At 30.2% G+C, this 17,720-nt stretch carries 16 protein-coding genes; all 16 read right to left on the minus strand.

The window, feature by feature from the left end:
- Window positions 1–2: 2 nt before the first annotated feature.
- The 16 genes from bioD to LL038_RS11645 all read right to left on the minus strand — a co-directional run bounded on the left by bioD (window position 3) and on the right by LL038_RS11645 (window position 17,645).
- A complete protein-coding gene (gene bioD / locus LL038_RS11570; protein ID WP_216120456.1) occupies window positions 3–728 on the minus strand; it encodes a dethiobiotin synthase in 726 nt (241 codons plus the stop codon).
- A gap of 89 nt (window positions 729–817) precedes the next feature.
- A complete protein-coding gene (locus tag LL038_RS11575; RefSeq protein WP_216120454.1) occupies window positions 818–1,372 on the minus strand; it encodes a biotin transporter BioY in 555 nt (184 codons plus the stop codon).
- A 193-nt stretch (window positions 1,373–1,565) separates the two neighbouring features.
- Window positions 1,566–4,178, minus strand: a complete 2,613-nt coding sequence (gene clpB / locus LL038_RS11580; protein ID WP_216120452.1) for an ATP-dependent chaperone ClpB — start codon at window positions 4,176–4,178, stop codon at window positions 1,566–1,568.
- 175 nt (window positions 4,179–4,353) lie between these two features.
- Window positions 4,354–4,656, minus strand: coding sequence for a hypothetical protein (locus tag LL038_RS11585; RefSeq protein ID WP_216120450.1), 303 nt, complete (start codon window positions 4,654–4,656; stop codon window positions 4,354–4,356).
- 165 nt (window positions 4,657–4,821) lie between these two features.
- Window positions 4,822–5,814 (minus strand): NADH:flavin oxidoreductase, encoded by a 993-nt coding sequence (locus LL038_RS11590; protein ID WP_216120448.1) that lies wholly within the window; start codon window positions 5,812–5,814, stop codon window positions 4,822–4,824.
- 236 nt (window positions 5,815–6,050) lie between these two features.
- Window positions 6,051–7,343 (minus strand): TRAP transporter large permease, encoded by a 1,293-nt coding sequence (locus LL038_RS11595; protein WP_216120447.1) that lies wholly within the window; start codon window positions 7,341–7,343, stop codon window positions 6,051–6,053.
- 15 nt (window positions 7,344–7,358) lie between these two features.
- Window positions 7,359–7,838, minus strand: a complete 480-nt coding sequence (locus LL038_RS11600; protein ID WP_216120445.1) for a TRAP transporter small permease — start codon at window positions 7,836–7,838, stop codon at window positions 7,359–7,361.
- A gap of 93 nt (window positions 7,839–7,931) precedes the next feature.
- Window positions 7,932–8,963, minus strand: a complete 1,032-nt coding sequence (locus tag LL038_RS11605) for a TRAP transporter substrate-binding protein (RefSeq protein WP_216120443.1) — start codon at window positions 8,961–8,963, stop codon at window positions 7,932–7,934.
- 170 nt (window positions 8,964–9,133) lie between these two features.
- Entirely contained in the window at window positions 9,134–9,457 is a 324-nt protein-coding gene (locus tag LL038_RS11610) for a cupin domain-containing protein (RefSeq protein WP_216120441.1), read from the minus strand.
- Between the two features lie 147 nt (window positions 9,458–9,604).
- Window positions 9,605–11,164 carry a response regulator gene (locus LL038_RS11615; protein WP_216120439.1) on the minus strand — a complete coding sequence of 520 codons (1,560 nt, stop codon included), beginning with the start codon at window positions 11,162–11,164 and terminating at the stop codon, window positions 9,605–9,607.
- A complete protein-coding gene (locus LL038_RS11620; protein WP_216120438.1) occupies window positions 11,142–12,653 on the minus strand; it encodes a sensor histidine kinase in 1,512 nt (503 codons plus the stop codon). Before LL038_RS11620 ends, LL038_RS11615 begins: the two co-directional genes overlap by 23 nt.
- Before the next feature lie 185 nt (window positions 12,654–12,838).
- Window positions 12,839–13,669 (minus strand): 5-dehydro-4-deoxy-D-glucuronate isomerase, encoded by an 831-nt coding sequence (kduI, locus tag LL038_RS11625; RefSeq protein WP_216120436.1) that lies wholly within the window; start codon window positions 13,667–13,669, stop codon window positions 12,839–12,841.
- Window positions 13,670–13,734: 65 nt separating this feature from the next.
- A complete protein-coding gene (locus tag LL038_RS11630) occupies window positions 13,735–14,721 on the minus strand; it encodes a LacI family DNA-binding transcriptional regulator (protein ID WP_216120434.1) in 987 nt (328 codons plus the stop codon).
- Between the two features lie 161 nt (window positions 14,722–14,882).
- Entirely contained in the window at window positions 14,883–15,308 is a 426-nt protein-coding gene (locus LL038_RS11635; protein ID WP_216120432.1) for an HIT family protein, read from the minus strand.
- Window positions 15,309–15,391: 83 nt separating this feature from the next.
- A complete protein-coding gene (locus LL038_RS11640; protein ID WP_216120431.1) occupies window positions 15,392–16,732 on the minus strand; it encodes a glycoside-pentoside-hexuronide (GPH):cation symporter in 1,341 nt (446 codons plus the stop codon).
- 463 nt (window positions 16,733–17,195) lie between these two features.
- Window positions 17,196–17,645, minus strand: coding sequence for a YhcH/YjgK/YiaL family protein (locus LL038_RS11645; protein ID WP_216120429.1), 450 nt, complete (start codon window positions 17,643–17,645; stop codon window positions 17,196–17,198).
- Between the last annotated feature and the right edge of the window lie 75 nt (window positions 17,646–17,720).

Genomic DNA, 17,720 nt, shown 5'->3' on the forward strand with positions numbered 1-17,720 from the left:
CTTTATAATTGATCCATGCATCCTTCTAAAGTCTTAATACTAAAAGCATTTTCTGCATTAATTCTTATAGCTCGCATCCTGTTCTCATTTAGGTTTACAATATGTTTAAGCTTGCCTATAACATGCACTTTAGTAAGCTTTTCTATCATTTGAATATTATCATTACAGAGAAGATCATCTATATAATTGTTTATTATAATCCCTTTAATATTAATCCCTAATGATTTTATATATTCTACGGTAAGTACTGTATGGTTAATTGTTCCCACACCAGCTCTTGCCACAATAACAACACTCATATTTAAATCCTTTATAAGATTTTCAAGAGTATATACTCCTCTTTCATCATCTATTAATGGACATACTATTCCTCCACTACCTTCTGCGATAACATAATCATATTTACCCTTTAAGTAATTGTATTTTTGTCTTATTAAGTCTATTTGAATAGGCTTATTCTCAATTTTAGCTGCAAGATGAGGGGATACTGCATTCTTATAAACATAGGGCGTTATGTTTTCATAAACTTCTTCCAAATTACTCACATCACAAGCAAGCTTGGTATCACCTGGAATAAGTTCATTGCCTTCTTCAATAGCCCCACTAAGTGCTGCCTTAAAATAAGTAGCATTATATCCATTACTTCGCAGAACATGCATAATTCCAGCAGTTACAATAGTTTTTCCCACGTCAGTATCTGTTCCAACTATAAATACTCCCTTAGACATTTTTTCTAACCTCCAAATTTAGCTTGTTTTCCTTTTTACCCATACTCTTAATAACTACTCTCATACAATACCCCTCTCTTATAATTATTTTATTCGATGTATCCACTTTTTCTTAAAACAGGTAATAGTTTTATTGAAATATATGCTGCAAATACTGTTAGTACCAAATCTCCAGCTATGCAAATCACAAAGCCATAAAAAAATGCAAAATAAAAAGAAATATCCTTTCCGAGATATAAATTATAACTAATGTATAGGTATATTACTCCAAATAAATACACAAAAAATAGACCCGAAAGTAGAGTAAATATTGTCTTAACAAAAGTTAATTCCAACACTTTTTCTCTTATTTTACCTATAACATAAGCTGCCACTATGAACCCGATAAGGTATCCAAATGTAGGTTTAAATATGTAACCTATACCTCCACCTTCAGTAAATACAGGCACACCGGAAAGTCCAACAGCCACATAAACTATTTGTGACAATGCACCTAATTTTGAGCCTAAAATTAGTCCAGCCAAAGCACAAAACAGATATTGAAGGGTAAAAGGTACATATGGTATTGGCACCTTAATAAAAGCTCCAATTGCTGTTAATGCTGCAAACATAGCTACTAAGATTAAATTTCTAGTGTTTTTCATGGATATTCCTCCTCAATACAATTGGTATATACTATATAATAAAGCAATGGCTCTCTATTGTAAACTGTATTTATTATTTTAGTTTACAATAGAGAGCTATTTTAAGTATAAAAAATGCCTCAATCTTCATTTTTAATATTTTCTAAAGATTGAGGCTTTCTTTCTGATTTATACTTACATAGTAATCAGGATATTATTTTATTGAGTTACTTATTTTTTCTATAACAATTTGATCATCTTTGGCATCTACACCAATGACGGAACCATCATTTATATCTCCCTTAATAATCTTTTTCGAAATAGAAGTTTCCAAAACATTTTCAATATATCTCTTTAGTGGACGTGCTCCATAAACTGGATCATACCCTTCATCTGCCATAAGTTTTTTAGCAGCTGTAGTTACTTTCATAGTTATATTCTTATCCTTAAGCCTATTTTGAATATCTGCAAGGAATATATCAACTATTCCTTCTATTTCCTTTGTTTCTAAAGGTTTAAATAATATGATATCATCCAACCTATTTAGAAATTCTGGTTTAAATTTAGACTTGAGCTCGTTCATAACCCTATCACGAATACTTTTCTCGATTCCGCCACTCTCTTTATTTTCTAAGAGATAGTTGCTTCCAATATTTGAAGTCATGATTATTATACAGTTTTTAAAATTAACTATCTTGCCTTGATTATCAGTTAATCGTCCATCGTCTAATATCTGAAGAAATATATTAAACACATCTTCGTGAGCTTTTTCTATTTCATCAAACAATACTACACTATAAGGTTTACGCCTAACAGCTTCAGTAAGCTGACCACCCTCCTCGTAACCTACATAACCTGGTGGAGCTCCTATAAGTCTTGATACAGAATATTTTTCCATATACTCTGACATATCTATTCTTATTATATTATCACTACTCTCAAATAGAATTTCGGCTAGTGTTTTAGCAAGCTGAGTTTTTCCAACACCCGTAGGTCCAAGAAATATGAATGAACCAATAGGTCTTTTAGGATCTTTGAGGCCTGCTCTTGCCCTTATTACCGCATTTGAAACAGCAGTTACAGCTTCCTTTTGACCAATTACTCTCTTTGTTAAATCATCTTCAAGTCTTAGGAGTTTTTCTCTTTCACCTTCTTCGAGATTTGTTACAGGTATACCCGTCCACTTTGATACTATTTGTGCTATTTCCTTTTCTGTTACCTCTTCTTTAAGCATAGCAGTTTCATTATTTTGATGAATGTCTGCTTCTTTCTCTTTTATCTGGGCTTCTAATTTTGGAATTACTCCATATTTAAGTTCTGCTACCTTATTTAAATCATACTCTCTTTCAGATTTTTCTATATCACCTCTAGAAACATCTAACTCTGCTTTTAAATTTCTAATTTCAACTATCTTAGATTTTTCTTTTTCATATTTTGCCGTCATTTCATTGTCTTTATCTTTTAAATTACTTAACTCTTTCTCAAGGGTTATAAGTCTTTTCTTTGATGCATCATCCTTTTCTTTAGATAATGCCTTTTTCTCAATTTCTAATTGAAATACCTTACGTTTAATCATATCCATTTCAGTTGGCATGCTATCAATATCAGTTCTTATCATAGCGCAAGCCTCATCTATAAGATCAATTGCCTTATCTGGTAAAAATCTTGCTGTTATATATCTGTCTGATAGTTTTGCTGCTGCAACAATCGCTGAATCATGAATCCTTATGCCGTGGTATATTTCAAATTTCTCTTTAAGCCCTCTAAGTATTGATACAGAATCTTCAACCGTAGGTTCTTCTATTGTTACTGGTTGAAACCTTCTCTCTAGAGCCTTATCTTTTTCTAGATACTTTCTGTATTCATCAAAAGTAGTTGCTCCAATACAATGAAGACTTCCTCTTGCAAGTAATGGTTTTATCATGTTTCCAGCATCCATAGAACCCTCTGATTTACCCGCTCCAACAATATTATGAATTTCATCTATAAATAAAATTATTTTTCCTTCACTAGTTTCTACTTCTTTAAGAACTGCTTTGAGTCTTTCTTCAAACTCACCTTTAAATTTAGCACCAGCAATAAGAGCTCCCATGTCTAAAGAAAATATTATCTTATTCTTAAGACCTTCTGGTACATCTCCCTTTACAATTCTTTGAGCAAGACCCTCAACTATAGCAGTTTTACCAACTCCAGGTTCTCCTATAAGTACTGGATTATTTTTAGTTCTTCTAGAAAGTATTCTTATAACCCTCCTGATTTCCTCATCACGTCCGATTACTGGATCTAATTTATGCTTTTTTGCCTGCTCCACAAGATTTGATCCATATTTCACTAATGCCTCATAAGTACCTTCTGGATCAACATTATCTACTCTTTGATTTCCACGAACGCTAGAGAGCACACTTAAAAAAGCATCTTTAGTTATATTGAATTTTTTTAATATATCTACTATCTCTTTAGTTTTTACATCCATAAGTCCAAGCATCACATGCTCAACACTTATAAATGAATCTTTAAATTTTTTAGCTTCATCTTCAGCACGTACAAAAACCTCATCAAGTCTTCGTGTAGCATATACAGAGCCACTATCAGCACCGCTCCCTGTAACTTTTGGCATCTTACCAAGTTCATTTTTAATATCATTATTTAAACTAGTTATATCCACTCCCATTTTACTAAATATATTAGGAATGAGTCCATCCTCTTGAGCTATGAGTGCTGCAAATAAATGAATCGTATCTACCTGTTGATGGTTGTTTTTTACCGCTAATGATTGAGCCTCATTTAATGATTGTTGAACCTTTACCGTTAATTTTTCTACATCCATGTATATAATCCTCCCTTTTCTATCAAACTATTACCATATTATAGAATTTTTTTGTTATATTTTAAGGTATAAATTAATCACCATAGTAACTTGATTTTTAAGTTACTATAGTGACCATATCTTAGTCTATTTTAAGAATTATTTAGTTTTAATGTTTCATAGATATTCTTTTATATTATTTAAGAACTGCTTGTGTTATTTTAATAAGTTGCTCTTTACTTAGTGCTTCAAGATATCTTTGACGTTCCAAAAATGTGCACTCTTCTAGAAGTTTTCTTTCTCTGCGAGTTTCTATGTAAATGCCTGAAACCATAAGATCTTTACAATTCGAATCCATATAATGCCTTCTCCATATATTATAATATTTAATTGAGGTACTCTCACTATAGCCCTTATTTATTAATTTCATAATACCTGTTTTTCTATCTTGTTTTTCAAAACATTCACAAAGTTTATATATTTTCTGAAGCATTATCATCTTTATTTTCCTTCCTTCTTAAGCATCCAGGAAACATACAAATAAAAGTTCCTCGTTTATTATATCCATACATGCACGATTTCTATTCACCTTACATTATACCATAATTTAGCTTAAATAACCGTTATTTATATACGAGAGACTAATTTGTTTGTTTTAAAATTTCTATTTAAAGCTTTCTATAGCCTTTTGGGCCCACTTAGAATCCTTATATATAGCCCTAGCTACACCAATAAGATCAGCTTTTCTAGAAGATAAAAGACTTTCTGCAGCTTCTACCTTTGTAATTCCACCAGTAAGTATAACTGGAATAGATACAACTTCCTTTATAGATTGCGATAACGGTGAAAAATACCCTTGACTAGTATTACCTGGAATAATAAATCTACAAAAACCTCCGGAAATATCAAGAATATCTACACCGGCCTTCTCAAAAGCTACCGCCGCAATTTTGCTATCTTCAATTGTAATACCGCCATCCATATTATCGCTAGCACCGAGTCTTAGAAGAATTGGGAAATCATCCCCAACAACATCACGTACTGCTTTAATAATATCTAAATGAATTTTAATTCTACCTAGTAAATCTCCCCCATATTCGTCATTTCTCTTGTTAGTTAAAGGAGAGAAAAATTGGTTTAGAAGATATCCATGTGCAGAATGAATCTCTACACCATCAAATCCAGCTTCCTTAACACGCCTTGCAGCATTTTTAAATTCTAAGATTATATTTTTAATTTCCTTTATTGAAAGTTCATCTGGTACAATACTTGAATTTGGATTTATAATAGCTGATGGACCTACTGGATTAAGCCCTGTAATTTCTTTATTTGTTGAACTTCCAGCATGATTAATTTGCATTACTGTTTTAGATCCATTTTTATGAATAATGTTAGATAATTCTTGTAGACTTTCAATTGTACAATCCTCCGCAATGGAAAGTTGTCTTTCGCTAGCCTTTCCTGCGAGTGTTATAAAACTATGTTCAATAATAATAAGGGATATATATCCACCTCGAGATTTTTCATCATAATAATCTAATATATCTTTACTTACCTTTCCATTCTGGTCTGATTTCGACGTAGCCATTGGTGGCATAACCAATCTATTGTTTAATGTTAACTTACAATTTTCTAAAGACTTAAGCAAATATGACATTTAATTACCTCCATATAGTTTATTATTTTTATATTTTTCATTAATCAATACTATTTTACTACAGTATAATCCTTATCACTCTTAAATTCTATGCGAGCTTATAAAGTTACTAATTCATTCACATATTTATAAATTATTATGGTCATACTCCAAAAAACATATAATCCCTATGGTTACTTAAACTTAAGTAACTATAGGGATTTAGTTTTAATTTATATTTTATCTATAAAACTAACTTAACTAAACATATGAGGAAGCATTAATGACAATCCTGGAACAAAAGTTAATACTAATAGTACAGCAATCATTACACCATAGAATGGAAATAATGCTTTTGTAACTTTCTCTATAGATATATTTCCTATAGAACAACCTACAAATAATGTTGAACCAACTGGAGGTGTAAGTAAACCTATACCAAGATTTAACATTAAAATTATTCCAAACTGGATTGGATCCATACCAAACTTCACTACTACTGGTAATAAAATTGGTGTGGCAATAAGAATTAATGGAGCCATGTCCATTATCATACCTAGTCCAAGTAATATAAGATTTATAAGTAAAAATATTACTACCCTATTGTCTGATACAGCTATTAATGCATTTGTTACAAGCTCTGGCAATTGAACCATTGCAATCATCCAACCAAAAGCTGCTGATGCTGCTATAAGTCCCATAACCATTGATATAGTTTTTAATGATTTTCTAAGTATATCTCCCATTTTAGATAATGGTACATCTTTATATACAAAGAATGTAATTATAAAGGCATAAACTGTTGCAAGAGCTGCTGATTCTGTAGCAGTACAAATACCTGTCATAATACCACCCATAATAATTACTGCTGTGAACAATCCAAGAATACCATCCTTTAACATGAATAGTTTTTGTTTAAAAGGTATTTTTGCACTTACTGGATATTTTCTTTTTAAGGCCATAAAATAACTAAATACCATTACTGATAATCCAAGGAAAATTCCTGGTACAATACCAGCTAAGAATAGACTGCTTATTGATACTCCTCCAGCTGCTAATGAAAAAAGAATTAGATTATGGCTTGGAGGTACAAGTACTCCTTGAGTTGCTGATGCTACCGTTACACAAACTGCAAAGTCTTTATCATAACCTTCTTTTTCCATCATAGGAATCATAATAGATCCAATTGATGTTGTATCTGCTACTGATGAACCAGAAAGTCCTCCAAAGAATAAACAAGCAAGAACATCAACCATTGCTAGTCCACCTCTTATTCTTCCGACTATTACTCTTGAAAAATTAACAAGCCGAGTCGATATACCTCCTTGCCCCATAATCTCTCCTGCAAGTATAAAGAAAGGAATAGTAATTAGTGAGAAGGAGCTAATTCCTTTTGCTATTTGCTGCACAATCGACATTAATGGAATTTGCAAAAATATAGCTGTTGTAACCGCTGACAATCCTAATGAGAAAGTGATTGGTACTTTTACTAGAAGTAATCCGAAGAATACTCCAAGTAAAATAATAATCGCTATTGTATTAGTATCCATAATCCACCTCCAACTCTAATTTTGTTTATCTGTTATTAAATTTAAAATTCTTATTATTGTATAAAAAACAATCATAATTCCTGCAACAGGTAACACTGCATATAAAACACCTGACGGAAGTTGTGTTGCTGGAAGTGTAGAACCCATCGTACTCATAGTTAAGTCCTTACCATAAATAAATAGAATTATTCCGAAAAGCATTACAGCTAATTCATCAAAATAAAATATTACTTTTTGTGCTATTTTAGGAAATAAGTTAACTAAAGCACTAATGCTCAAATGTGTACCTTCTTTCACTCCAATTGCAGTTGTAATAAATCCTAACCATATCATTAATATTACAGCTGTTTCCTCGGACCAACGAGGGGTGAACCCAAGTATATATCTAGTAAATACTTGATAGAAAACTATACAAACTAAAACTACTAATGTTGCCATACATATATATTCTATAGCTTTGTCTATTTTATTTAATACCTTCTTAAATATATTCAATTTTATTTCACTCCTTTATTTTAATAAAGTGAAGGAACCTGCTTTATCTATATAAAATATTTCATAAAGCGGATTCCTATTATTAAACCTTAATTATTTTGTTGCAAGTATTGCATCAATTGTTTCTTTCCACTCTGGATGTGCAGTATACATAGGTTTAACTGCTTTTTGGAATAATGCTTGCTCATCAGAAGTTAGTTTAGTAATTGTAACTCCACCTTTTTTAACTATTGTAGCTTGAGCTGCATCAGACTGTTTAAGCCATTCAACTCGTTCAACATTTGCACCAACAATAGCTGCTGCTTTTACTATTTTTTGATCATCTGCTGATATTTTATCCCATGATATTTTACTAAATGCTATCATTTCTGGAACTCTTGTATGCTCATCAATAGTAATATGTTTTGCTACTTGATAATGATTAGATGATAAATAACTTGGCCAATTGTTTTCTGCTCCATCTACTACGCCAGTTTGTAATGCACTATATACATCACCATAAGCCATTGGAGTAGAAGATGCACCTAATGCCTTAACCATATCCATCATAGGTTTACTTTCTTGCACTCTAATCTTTAAACCTTTTAAGTCAGCTGGAGTTTTTATATCTTTCTTTGTGTTATAAAAATTTCTTGCTCCAGAATCTACCCAACTAAGTCCTACAATTTTGCTATCTGCTGATAAACTAGCAAACATTTTCTCTCCTACTGGTCCTTCTAAAACTCTAAACATTTGATCTTTATCCTTATAAAGATAAGGAAGAATTAAAGCACCTATTTGTTTATTAAACTCAGCTAGTGGTGCAGCTCCTATACGTATTGCATCAATACCACCGAATTGTAGTTGTTCTATAGTACTTTTTTCATCTCCAAGTTGTGAACCTAAAAATACTTTTATTTTTATTCTGCCATTTGTTTTAGCTTCTACTTCTTTAGCAAATGCTTGATCTCCTATTATTGTTGGATATCCTGCAGGTTGATTATCCGATAATCTTAAAGTAACTGATTTAGTTGCTGTTTTGCCAGCATCCTTTGTAGCAGTTGGTGTTTTACTTCCACAACCAGCTAGTACACCTACAGTTAGTACAAGACATGAAAATATTGCGATAAATTTCTTTTTATTCATTATTTTTGCCCCCCTAAGAATCTTTCTTGTTTATATTCTTATAATACTATTTAATGAAAACCTTTACTAGAAGAATAACTTGCGATTGTATGTAATCGATTGTCATATTAAAAAATCCCTCATCATCATGTTAAAAATACATGATGATGAGGGAATATGTTATGCTAGACTTATTTTAGAAAATCTTCTCTACGAGGTGTAAACACATCTAATATAGTTGCATCCTCTAAAGCTAAAACACCATGTAGAGCATTTGGCTTAATATAATACGTATCACCAGTTTTTACCATTTCCTTTTTACCATCGATGTTTAACTCAAAGCTTCCTTTTAAAATATAACTAATTTGCTCATGTACGTGTGAATGAATTTCACCAATTGAACCTTTTGTAAAATTCACCTCAACCATCATTATGTTGCTTACTTGTGCTAGTATCTTGCGAGATACACCCTTACCTAAATCCTCAAGTTTAACATCATCATTTCTTACTATCATATTCAATTCCTCCTTATTATTATTTGGGGAATATAGCAATTATTAATCGTTTCCATTCCCTATTTAAATTATTGTACTTACTTGTAGTTATCTTAACTTATTTATTTAAGTTATGCAATTTAATATTTGAGATTTTTAACTTTAAGGTTATAAATTGCAGTACTCCTTAGGCGATATATTAGTATATTTCTTAAATGCTTTACTAAAATAATTTTGATCTAAGTATCCAACCTCAAGGGAAATTTGTTTTACTGATTTCTTTCCTTCTATTAGCATACTCTTTGCCTTTTCCATTCTAATTTTAATTATATATTCCTTAATATTTGTGCCTTCCACTTTAGAAAAGATTCTACTTAAATAAAAACTACTCATAGATATATAGTGAGCTAAATTATCTAAACTTACATCATTCATATAATTGTTTTCTATATACTCTTTAACCTTTTCCACCACGTCAATATTTTTACTTCTTTTGTAGCTCGATATGTAAGTTATAAGATCTTTTAGTACTAGACTTACACAATTCTTTAATTCTGAAATTTTTTTCAAGTTAATAAGTTCTTCAAGGACTTTATCCTTACTAAAATCTTTGAAGTCTTTTCCCGTGAATTTATTTATATCCTCAATAACACTATCTATAATATGTAAAAGCATTTTTTTTAAAACCACAGGATTAGAACTGCCATCTATAATCAATAAATCGCTTAAAATGGTATCCAATTCAATTATTGCTCCATTTAAATCCTCCTTTATTACTTTTCCACTTAGAATATTATTAACTTCATTTACACTTCCTACTGTGCTAATATTGGTTTGCAATTTACTACCGAGTTGTGTATCTATCCCTACGCTACCAGAGCATCTCTTAGCTTCTTTATAAGCGAGATATAATTGATTAAGTCCATCATTAACAGCAGAAGTACCTATAGATACCGTTATGTCATAGTTTGATTTAAACTCCAAGCGCAAATCATCTAACAAATTTTTAAATTCTCTACTTAAGATTTTACTCCCAACAGATTCATCAAAAACAAATAATATAATATCATTTAAACATAACCCCCCTATAATTCTTGGAAATAATATGTTTAATCTGTTTTTTATTAAAACAATGCTATTCTCATCAAACAATTTTTTTTCATTTAAATTAAATACTAAACAACAAAACTTTGAACTATCAATTTCAAAAATATTTCTATATTCATTAAATTGATCCTCAGTTAATGTCACCCCATAAGCTATGCTTTCAACCATTTGCTTTTCTACGTAAGGAGAAATTTTATTATAAGTTTCCTTTAATTGATTGTTTTTATTTTCTATTAAATTTTTAGTATTAATTTTACTAATTACCTTGTTTATCGAATTTACAAATTCATCATTTGAAAAAGGCTTTAATAAGTAATCGCTTACTCCAATATGTATTGCCTTCTTCGCATAATCAAAATAATTAAAAGCGGTAAGTATTATGAATTCAGTTTGCGAATAATTTTCTTTAATAATGCTACAGGCTTCGAGCCCCTCCATTATTGGCATATGAATATCCATTAATATGATTTGGGGTTTTAGTAAAAGTGAAATATCTACCGCATCTCTCCCGTTATTCACCTCACCAACAACCTCAATACTTTGTGAAAAGTATTTTTCTAGCAGAAATCGAAGAGCCTTTCTTTCTAAAGCCTCATCTTCAGCAATTAAAAGTTTTATCAATATCTTCACCCCCATCAATAGGAATAGAAATCATTACCTGTGTGCCTTTTCCTCTTTCACTTTTTATCTTAAATAAATCACTCCTATTAAAATAGAGCTCTAACCTTTTTTTTACATTAAAAACTCCGAGTCCAGTCGATTTATTTTTTACTTCACTTAGTATTATGTCAATTTTTTCATTATCCATCCCAACACCATTATCATTAATACTTATAAAAATAAAATTATTTTTATCCTTTACTACCGTAATATGTATTATTCCACCCTTATCTTTTTCTCTTAGTCCATGGATTATTGCATTTTCAACAATAGGTTGTATAAGCATTGGTGGTACTTTAACAGTATCCAAAGTCTCGTCGATATTAAATATAAAACTCATTTGATCTTGAAACCTAGTTTCTTGTATAATAACATAGGCTTTAACCATACGAATTTCTTCCTTTAATTCTACCATCTTATCCTTACAGTCCAAATTGTATCTCAATATTTTTGAAGTAGCTTCTATTAGTTTAACAGTTTGATCTGCATCCTCAAACATTGCTACTCTACCAATAGTATTTAAAGTGTTGAATAGAAAATGTGGATCCATCTGTGATTGCAATGCTGACAATTGTGTTTCTTTAATTAATTTGTCCTTCTGCGTATTTTTAAGTTTCTCTGCATTGTAACTATTTTCAATTTGGGCTTTTTCATTTAATTCTTGAATAAATTCTCGAATACTATATTTCATCTTATCAAAAGCCTTAGCAAGGCTATTTAACTCTTCATATTTTTGATCTTTAAGATCTGGTATCCCCCATTTTGCCTCCGTTAAAAGTTCCGCATAAGACCTAAGTTTACCTATCGTATTGTTCAAATCTCGGCTTATCATCATAGTGAAAACAAAACTAACTAATATAATAAATATTAGTGCAATGTAAATTCTCCTCTCCGTATTATTGTACTTTTTCACAGAAGTAGAATACTCATTATTACTATAATGCATATATGACACTAATAATGACTCAGAATGTTTAGTTATATAAGTAAACAAAGTCTTTATTTCAGTTAATTTATCATAACTTCTTGGATCCAATCTTTCTAAATTTATAACTTTGCTCATTAAATGATAAGACTCAGTCTTATAAATATCATACATGTTATTTAAATTTCTTAAATAAATGCTGCTGTTTTCATCTTTTTCAATGTAAGGTTGAATTTCAATCAATAAATTTTTTATTTTATTATTCGAGTCATTATATTTTTGAATATTGCTATCATCCTTTGTTTTTATAAACATATCAAAATAACCCCAGCTATTACTAAATTCTAGTGACAGTGTGCTCAATTTAATATTTATATTTGTATAATCATCATAATTCTTAGCAGTTATTTTTTTTTCATACAAAGAAAAAATGAAACCAATACTCATTAGTAATATAATAAGTATAAAATTATTAAAAATCTTTCCTCCTATTGACCTTTCACTAGTTACCTTCTTTAATTTCATTTTAAACTCCTTTAAAACAACTAATAATTTTTATGTATAAGATATAAAATGTTACATAATAATACTTTTATTATACTATCTAATTCAAATACCGTCTAATAATTCTTATAATAAAAAAAGTGATACATATGAATTTAATTCAATGTATCACTTTTAATATTTATTGCTAACTTGTATTTGCTAAGTTATTTTATATCTTTAGTTAAAACTGCATCCATATCTGTAAATTCCTGATTTTCTCCAACCATACCCCAAATGAAAGTATAGTTTTTTGTTCCAACACCTGAGTGTATAGACCAGCTTGGAGATATAACTGCTTGTTCATTTTTCATAACAATATGTCTAGTCTCTTGTGGAGTTCCCATAAGATGGAACACAACATTATCTGCATCCATATCGAAATATAAATATACTTCCATACGTCTATCATGAGTATGACAAGGCATTGTATTCCATACACTACCTGGATTAAGTATTGTCATTCCCATAACTAATTGACAGCTTTTGCAAACTGCTGGATGAACATATTGGTTTATTACTCTTTTATTACATTCTTCATCACTGCCAGCTTGGACTTTATTAGCCTTTTCTAAACTAATTTCTACTGTAGGATAGTTTTTATGTGCTGTGGCACTATTCATATAAAATTTAGCTGGATTTTTAGCATCCACACTTGTAAAACTAATTTCTTTAATTCCTAGTCCAACATAAAGTCCGTCTCTAGCTCCTAGTTCATGTTTTTCACCATCTAAAGTTACTATTCCAGCTCCACCGATATTAATTACTCCAAGTTCACGTCTTTGAAGAAAATAATCACAACCTAAAGCTTTACTTCCTTCTAAAACAAGAGCCTTATTTGTTGGCACTATGCCCGCTACTATTATTCTATCTATATGGCTATAAACCATCTTTATTTCACCTGGCACAAATAAATCCTCGATTAAAAAATGTTTCCTTAATTGCGTAGTATCATAACTTTTTGCATCTTCATCATGACTTGCATACCTAATTTCCATTACAATTCCTCCTAATATTAATTTTATATTTTATTACTTAGACTACCGATTTAATTATTTCTAGTTTATTCATTACACGATTTTCTTATAATAAGCTCAGGTTGTAATATAATTGTTTGTTTTAGAGTCTTATGATTATTAATCTCTGCGATTAAAATCTTTGCTGCGATTTGGCCAAGTTCAAACTTTTTTTGATGAACTGTTGTTAGCGGAACTGTCAACATTGACGCTTGCTCAATATCGTCATACCCTGCGATACCAATATCTTTTGGTATTAAAATATTATTCATGTGAGCATACTTCATAACTCCCATTGCTACAGAATCATTTATAGTAAAAATAGCATCCACCTTTTTATTTATAAGGATTTCAGCTAGTTTAAACCCATCTTCAAAATTTGCACTACTGTTTAATAAAATATCATTATTAACTTCTATATTATTCTCAGTTAATATATCTTTATAGCCTTTTAATCTCTCATTACTTGCAGTAGATGATTCATCACCAAGTATTACTCCAATCTTTCTATACCCCTGCCTTAACATATGAGAAACTATCTTTCTAGCACCAACATAATTATCATTACCCACATAACTTACTTCTAAATCCTTTACATAATTATCTGCCATTACTAGAGGAACATTTGCTATAATTTTTTTATAATCACTTGCTTTGGGCTTTACAGGAATAAGTATTATCCCATCAACTCTTTTCTGTGCTAAAAAATCAATATACCTATTTTCATTATCTTTATTCCTATCACTATTACAGAGCACAAGTCCATAACCTATTTTTTCTAAATACGAACTAACCCCTTTACTCACATATGCATAATATTGATTAGTTATATCTGGTATTAAAAGTCCAATCATATTAGTCTTATTTAGAATAAGACTTCTAGCCGCTGAATTAGGTATGTATCCCTTTTCTTCACAAGTCTTTAGTATAAACTCCCTTGTTTTTTTAGATATCTCTTTGCTATTATTTAATGCCCTGGATACGGTAGTTGCAGAAACATTACATTCTATTGCTATATCCTTTATTCCTACCATATTTACCTCCTAACCATTAAATCATCATTTCCCGTTAACGTTAACGGCTTATCTACACTATACCATTAGTTAATATGTATTACAACATTTAAGTTCAAAAAAAACAGACCCGAAAAGGCCTGTCCTTTCTAAATAAAAGTTTTCTATTTATATACTGTAATTTATAAATTTTCTTTGATTTTGTTTATTAATAAATTATACTCTTCATCTTTAAGAAGCACTTTGTCTTTAGGTGACATTTCAAATGTTCCGCCAAAAGAAGGTCCACCTTTATATTTAGGAACTATATGGAAATGAAGGTGCGTCATTGTATCAGCATAAGCGCCATAGTTAATTTTATCAGGTGAAAAAGCTTTGTTTAAAGCCCCTGCTACTCTTGACACATCACCCATAAATTTTGAGCGTTCCTCGTCAGTTAGATTGAAAATTTCACTTTTATGACCATTATATGCTACAACACATCTCCCTTTATAAGTCTGTTCTTTAAATAAATATAATGTTGAAGCCTCAAGCTTACATACCTCAATCATTAAATTTGTAAGTCGCGCGTCCTTAACACAATAAAAACAATCATTATCAAAATTCATATTAAATCTCCCCTTTTTTTTAATATCTTAATATAATTGTAACATTAAATTCATATTTTGTAATAGTTTTCATCCATTTATTTCTATGAGTTTCTTTTTCTAAGGTCACTTGCTATTTCAAGATATTTTTTATCTGTTAAATTATATAATGTACTGATTACAAGTATAGCAATTCCAAGAGCAAAAGCTGGATACAATAGAAGTAATCCCTTTATACCAAATAATGCACCTGCTGTTTGTGCTACCTTTGGTATATATCCTGTTAATGATAAACCAATTCCAGCGGCGAATCCAGCCACTGACTGAGCTATTTTTCTTGAAAAATTAAATACGGAATAAGTTATAGCTCCTCTTTTTTCTCCAGTCTTCCATTCACCATAATCAATAGCATCAGAAACTAATGCCCAAGTCATTCCATTAGGAATACTTAGTCCGAAATATGCAATACTTTGAAGTATTATAAATGTAACTAAATGTAGTGGAATCATAAAGTTTACTAAATCAGCAATAATACTTATTGCAAATCCAATTATAACTGTATTTTTCTTACCAAATCTCTTTGATAATATTGGCATAGCCACAACACCTAGCAATGAACAACCTATAGCAACAAATCCTACATAAGCCATTAATCCCTTGTTACCAAGATTATACTGACAAAAATATAATAACATTGCTGATCTAAGGTTAAAGGCTGAAATTGAGAATATTGTCATTAAAATTAGTACAAGTAGTGGTCTGTTTGTAAATATTGTTTTTACTATATCTTTAAAATCTATTTTTTGAGTTTCTACTTTAGCTACTGGTATATTTTCTCTACAGTTTCTAAATGTTACATAAAATGCACCTATACCAAACAGTGCCATAATACCAATGGCAACTGGCCATCCCAAGTTTGGATTATTAAATTTTGCAACAAGAGGTACTACAACTACCGTTGATATTAACAAAGCCATAGTACTACCTAATTGCCTAAAAGATGCAAGTGATGTTCTTTCTTGAGGATCTTGGGTCATAGTGGCCGCAAGTGTTCCATAAGGAATATTTGTAAATGAGTATGCAACACCCCAAGCCATATATGATCCATATGCGTATATTATTTTACCTTCAAGTGAAAAATTAGGTGCTAAAAATACAAATACGGATATAATTGCAAGGATTATACTGGCTAAAAGCATGATTTGTCTATACTTTCCTGCACCAGGTTTTCCTTTTCTTGAATCAATAAAAGTTCCAGCTAGTGGATCAACTATTGCATCAAATAATTTTGTAAATAAAAAGACGCCTCCTGCAACAGCTGCTGGAATTCCTGCAATATCTGTAAAAAACTTAAGTAGATACAATTGACCCATGTCAAACATAAATCCATTTCCCATATCACCAAATCCATATGAAATTTTTTCTTTTAAAGTTAATTTTTTCATTTTATGCTCCTTCTGTTAATTAAAATTATATTCTTCGAAAAGTTCATTTCAATTATTATTTCTTTAGTTATGATTTATATTCACAAAATAAAACAATAAATATTATTCTTAATTTACTCTTGCACACGTTAACATCTTTTTACATAAGTCCATACATAAACCATTTTTTTATATTTATTACAATATTAGTTGTAGTGCTGTCTATGCTTGACTAATTTACAATAAGTTCTATATTTTACCTCCATTTCCAAGATTAAATGTACTTTCTGTTAACGTGAACAATTACTTATTTTTAATTATAACCTTATTTTTTTTAAAAATCAATAAAAATTGTTATCGTTAACATAATTATTTTTAAATTGTAGTTTTTTTAACAATCAAACTTAATATTCTAGATTTCATTTAATATTTATTGCAAATATCATGGTACCTAACCTTGATATTTGCAATGTTCAAATAAAATCTACACTAAAATCTTTACAACTACTTTTTTAACATGTTGGCTATTTCCGGCATTAATAGTTGGCATATGGACATCTTCTGGTGCAAATATAGCAAATGTACCTTCATTCACCAATAACATATCTCCTTCACCTTTAAGGAAAATAACATCTTTTTCTTCATTATATTCGCTACTTTCTTTCATTTCATTAATATAAGCATATCCTATTTTTTCTTTTCCTGAAACTACAAATTGTATATCGATATGTTTTTTGTGTGCTTCCCATTTGCCCTTTTCAATGTCTTTTGTTTCATATTCGGAAACTACAACAACAATATTTTTCCCATCAATTTCATATTTACCTATCTCAAGCTTTGCCAAATCTGTATTTTTAAGATATTTTAATCCCTTTTCAATTCTTTGCGATATACCATAATATTGCTCTGCATTACTTAATTTATTAATTATCATTTATTACTCCTTAAAATTTATTTTTTTGAAATTGCTTATATCCATTAACATTAATAACAAAAAACTAATCCCGTT

The sequence above is a fragment of the Clostridium estertheticum genome, assembly GCF_026650985.1.
Taxonomy (GTDB): domain Bacteria; phylum Bacillota; class Clostridia; order Clostridiales; family Clostridiaceae; genus Clostridium_AD; species Clostridium_AD estertheticum_C.

Excerpts from the sequence above, each read along its gene's own strand:
- bioD (WP_216120456.1), bottom strand. The coding sequence starts at position 728 with ATGTCTAAGGGAGTATTTATAGTTGGAACAGATACTGACGTGGGAAAA.
- LL038_RS11575 (WP_216120454.1), bottom strand. The coding sequence starts at position 1,372 with ATGAAAAACACTAGAAATTTAATCTTAGTAGCTATGTTTGCAGCATTA.
- clpB (WP_216120452.1), bottom strand. The coding sequence starts at position 4,178 with ATGGATGTAGAAAAATTAACGGTAAAGGTTCAACAATCATTAAATGAG.
- LL038_RS11585 (WP_216120450.1), bottom strand. The coding sequence starts at position 4,656 with ATGATAATGCTTCAGAAAATATATAAACTTTGTGAATGTTTTGAAAAA.
- LL038_RS11590 (WP_216120448.1), bottom strand. The coding sequence starts at position 5,814 with ATGTCATATTTGCTTAAGTCTTTAGAAAATTGTAAGTTAACATTAAAC.
- LL038_RS11595 (WP_216120447.1), bottom strand. The coding sequence starts at position 7,343 with ATGGATACTAATACAATAGCGATTATTATTTTACTTGGAGTATTCTTC.
- LL038_RS11605 (WP_216120443.1), bottom strand. The coding sequence starts at position 8,963 with ATGAATAAAAAGAAATTTATCGCAATATTTTCATGTCTTGTACTAACT.
- LL038_RS11610 (WP_216120441.1), bottom strand. The coding sequence starts at position 9,457 with ATGATAGTAAGAAATGATGATGTTAAACTTGAGGATTTAGGTAAGGGT.
- LL038_RS11620 (WP_216120438.1), bottom strand. The coding sequence starts at position 12,653 with ATGAAATTAAAGAAGGTAACTAGTGAAAGGTCAATAGGAGGAAAGATT.
- kduI (WP_216120436.1), bottom strand. The coding sequence starts at position 13,669 with ATGGAAATTAGGTATGCAAGTCATGATGAAGATGCAAAAAGTTATGAT.
- LL038_RS11630 (WP_216120434.1), bottom strand. The coding sequence starts at position 14,721 with ATGGTAGGAATAAAGGATATAGCAATAGAATGTAATGTTTCTGCAACT.
- LL038_RS11635 (WP_216120432.1), bottom strand. The coding sequence starts at position 15,308 with ATGAATTTTGATAATGATTGTTTTTATTGTGTTAAGGACGCGCGACTT.
- LL038_RS11640 (WP_216120431.1), bottom strand. The coding sequence starts at position 16,732 with ATGAAAAAATTAACTTTAAAAGAAAAAATTTCATATGGATTTGGTGAT.
- LL038_RS11645 (WP_216120429.1), bottom strand. The coding sequence starts at position 17,645 with ATGATAATTAATAAATTAAGTAATGCAGAGCAATATTATGGTATATCG.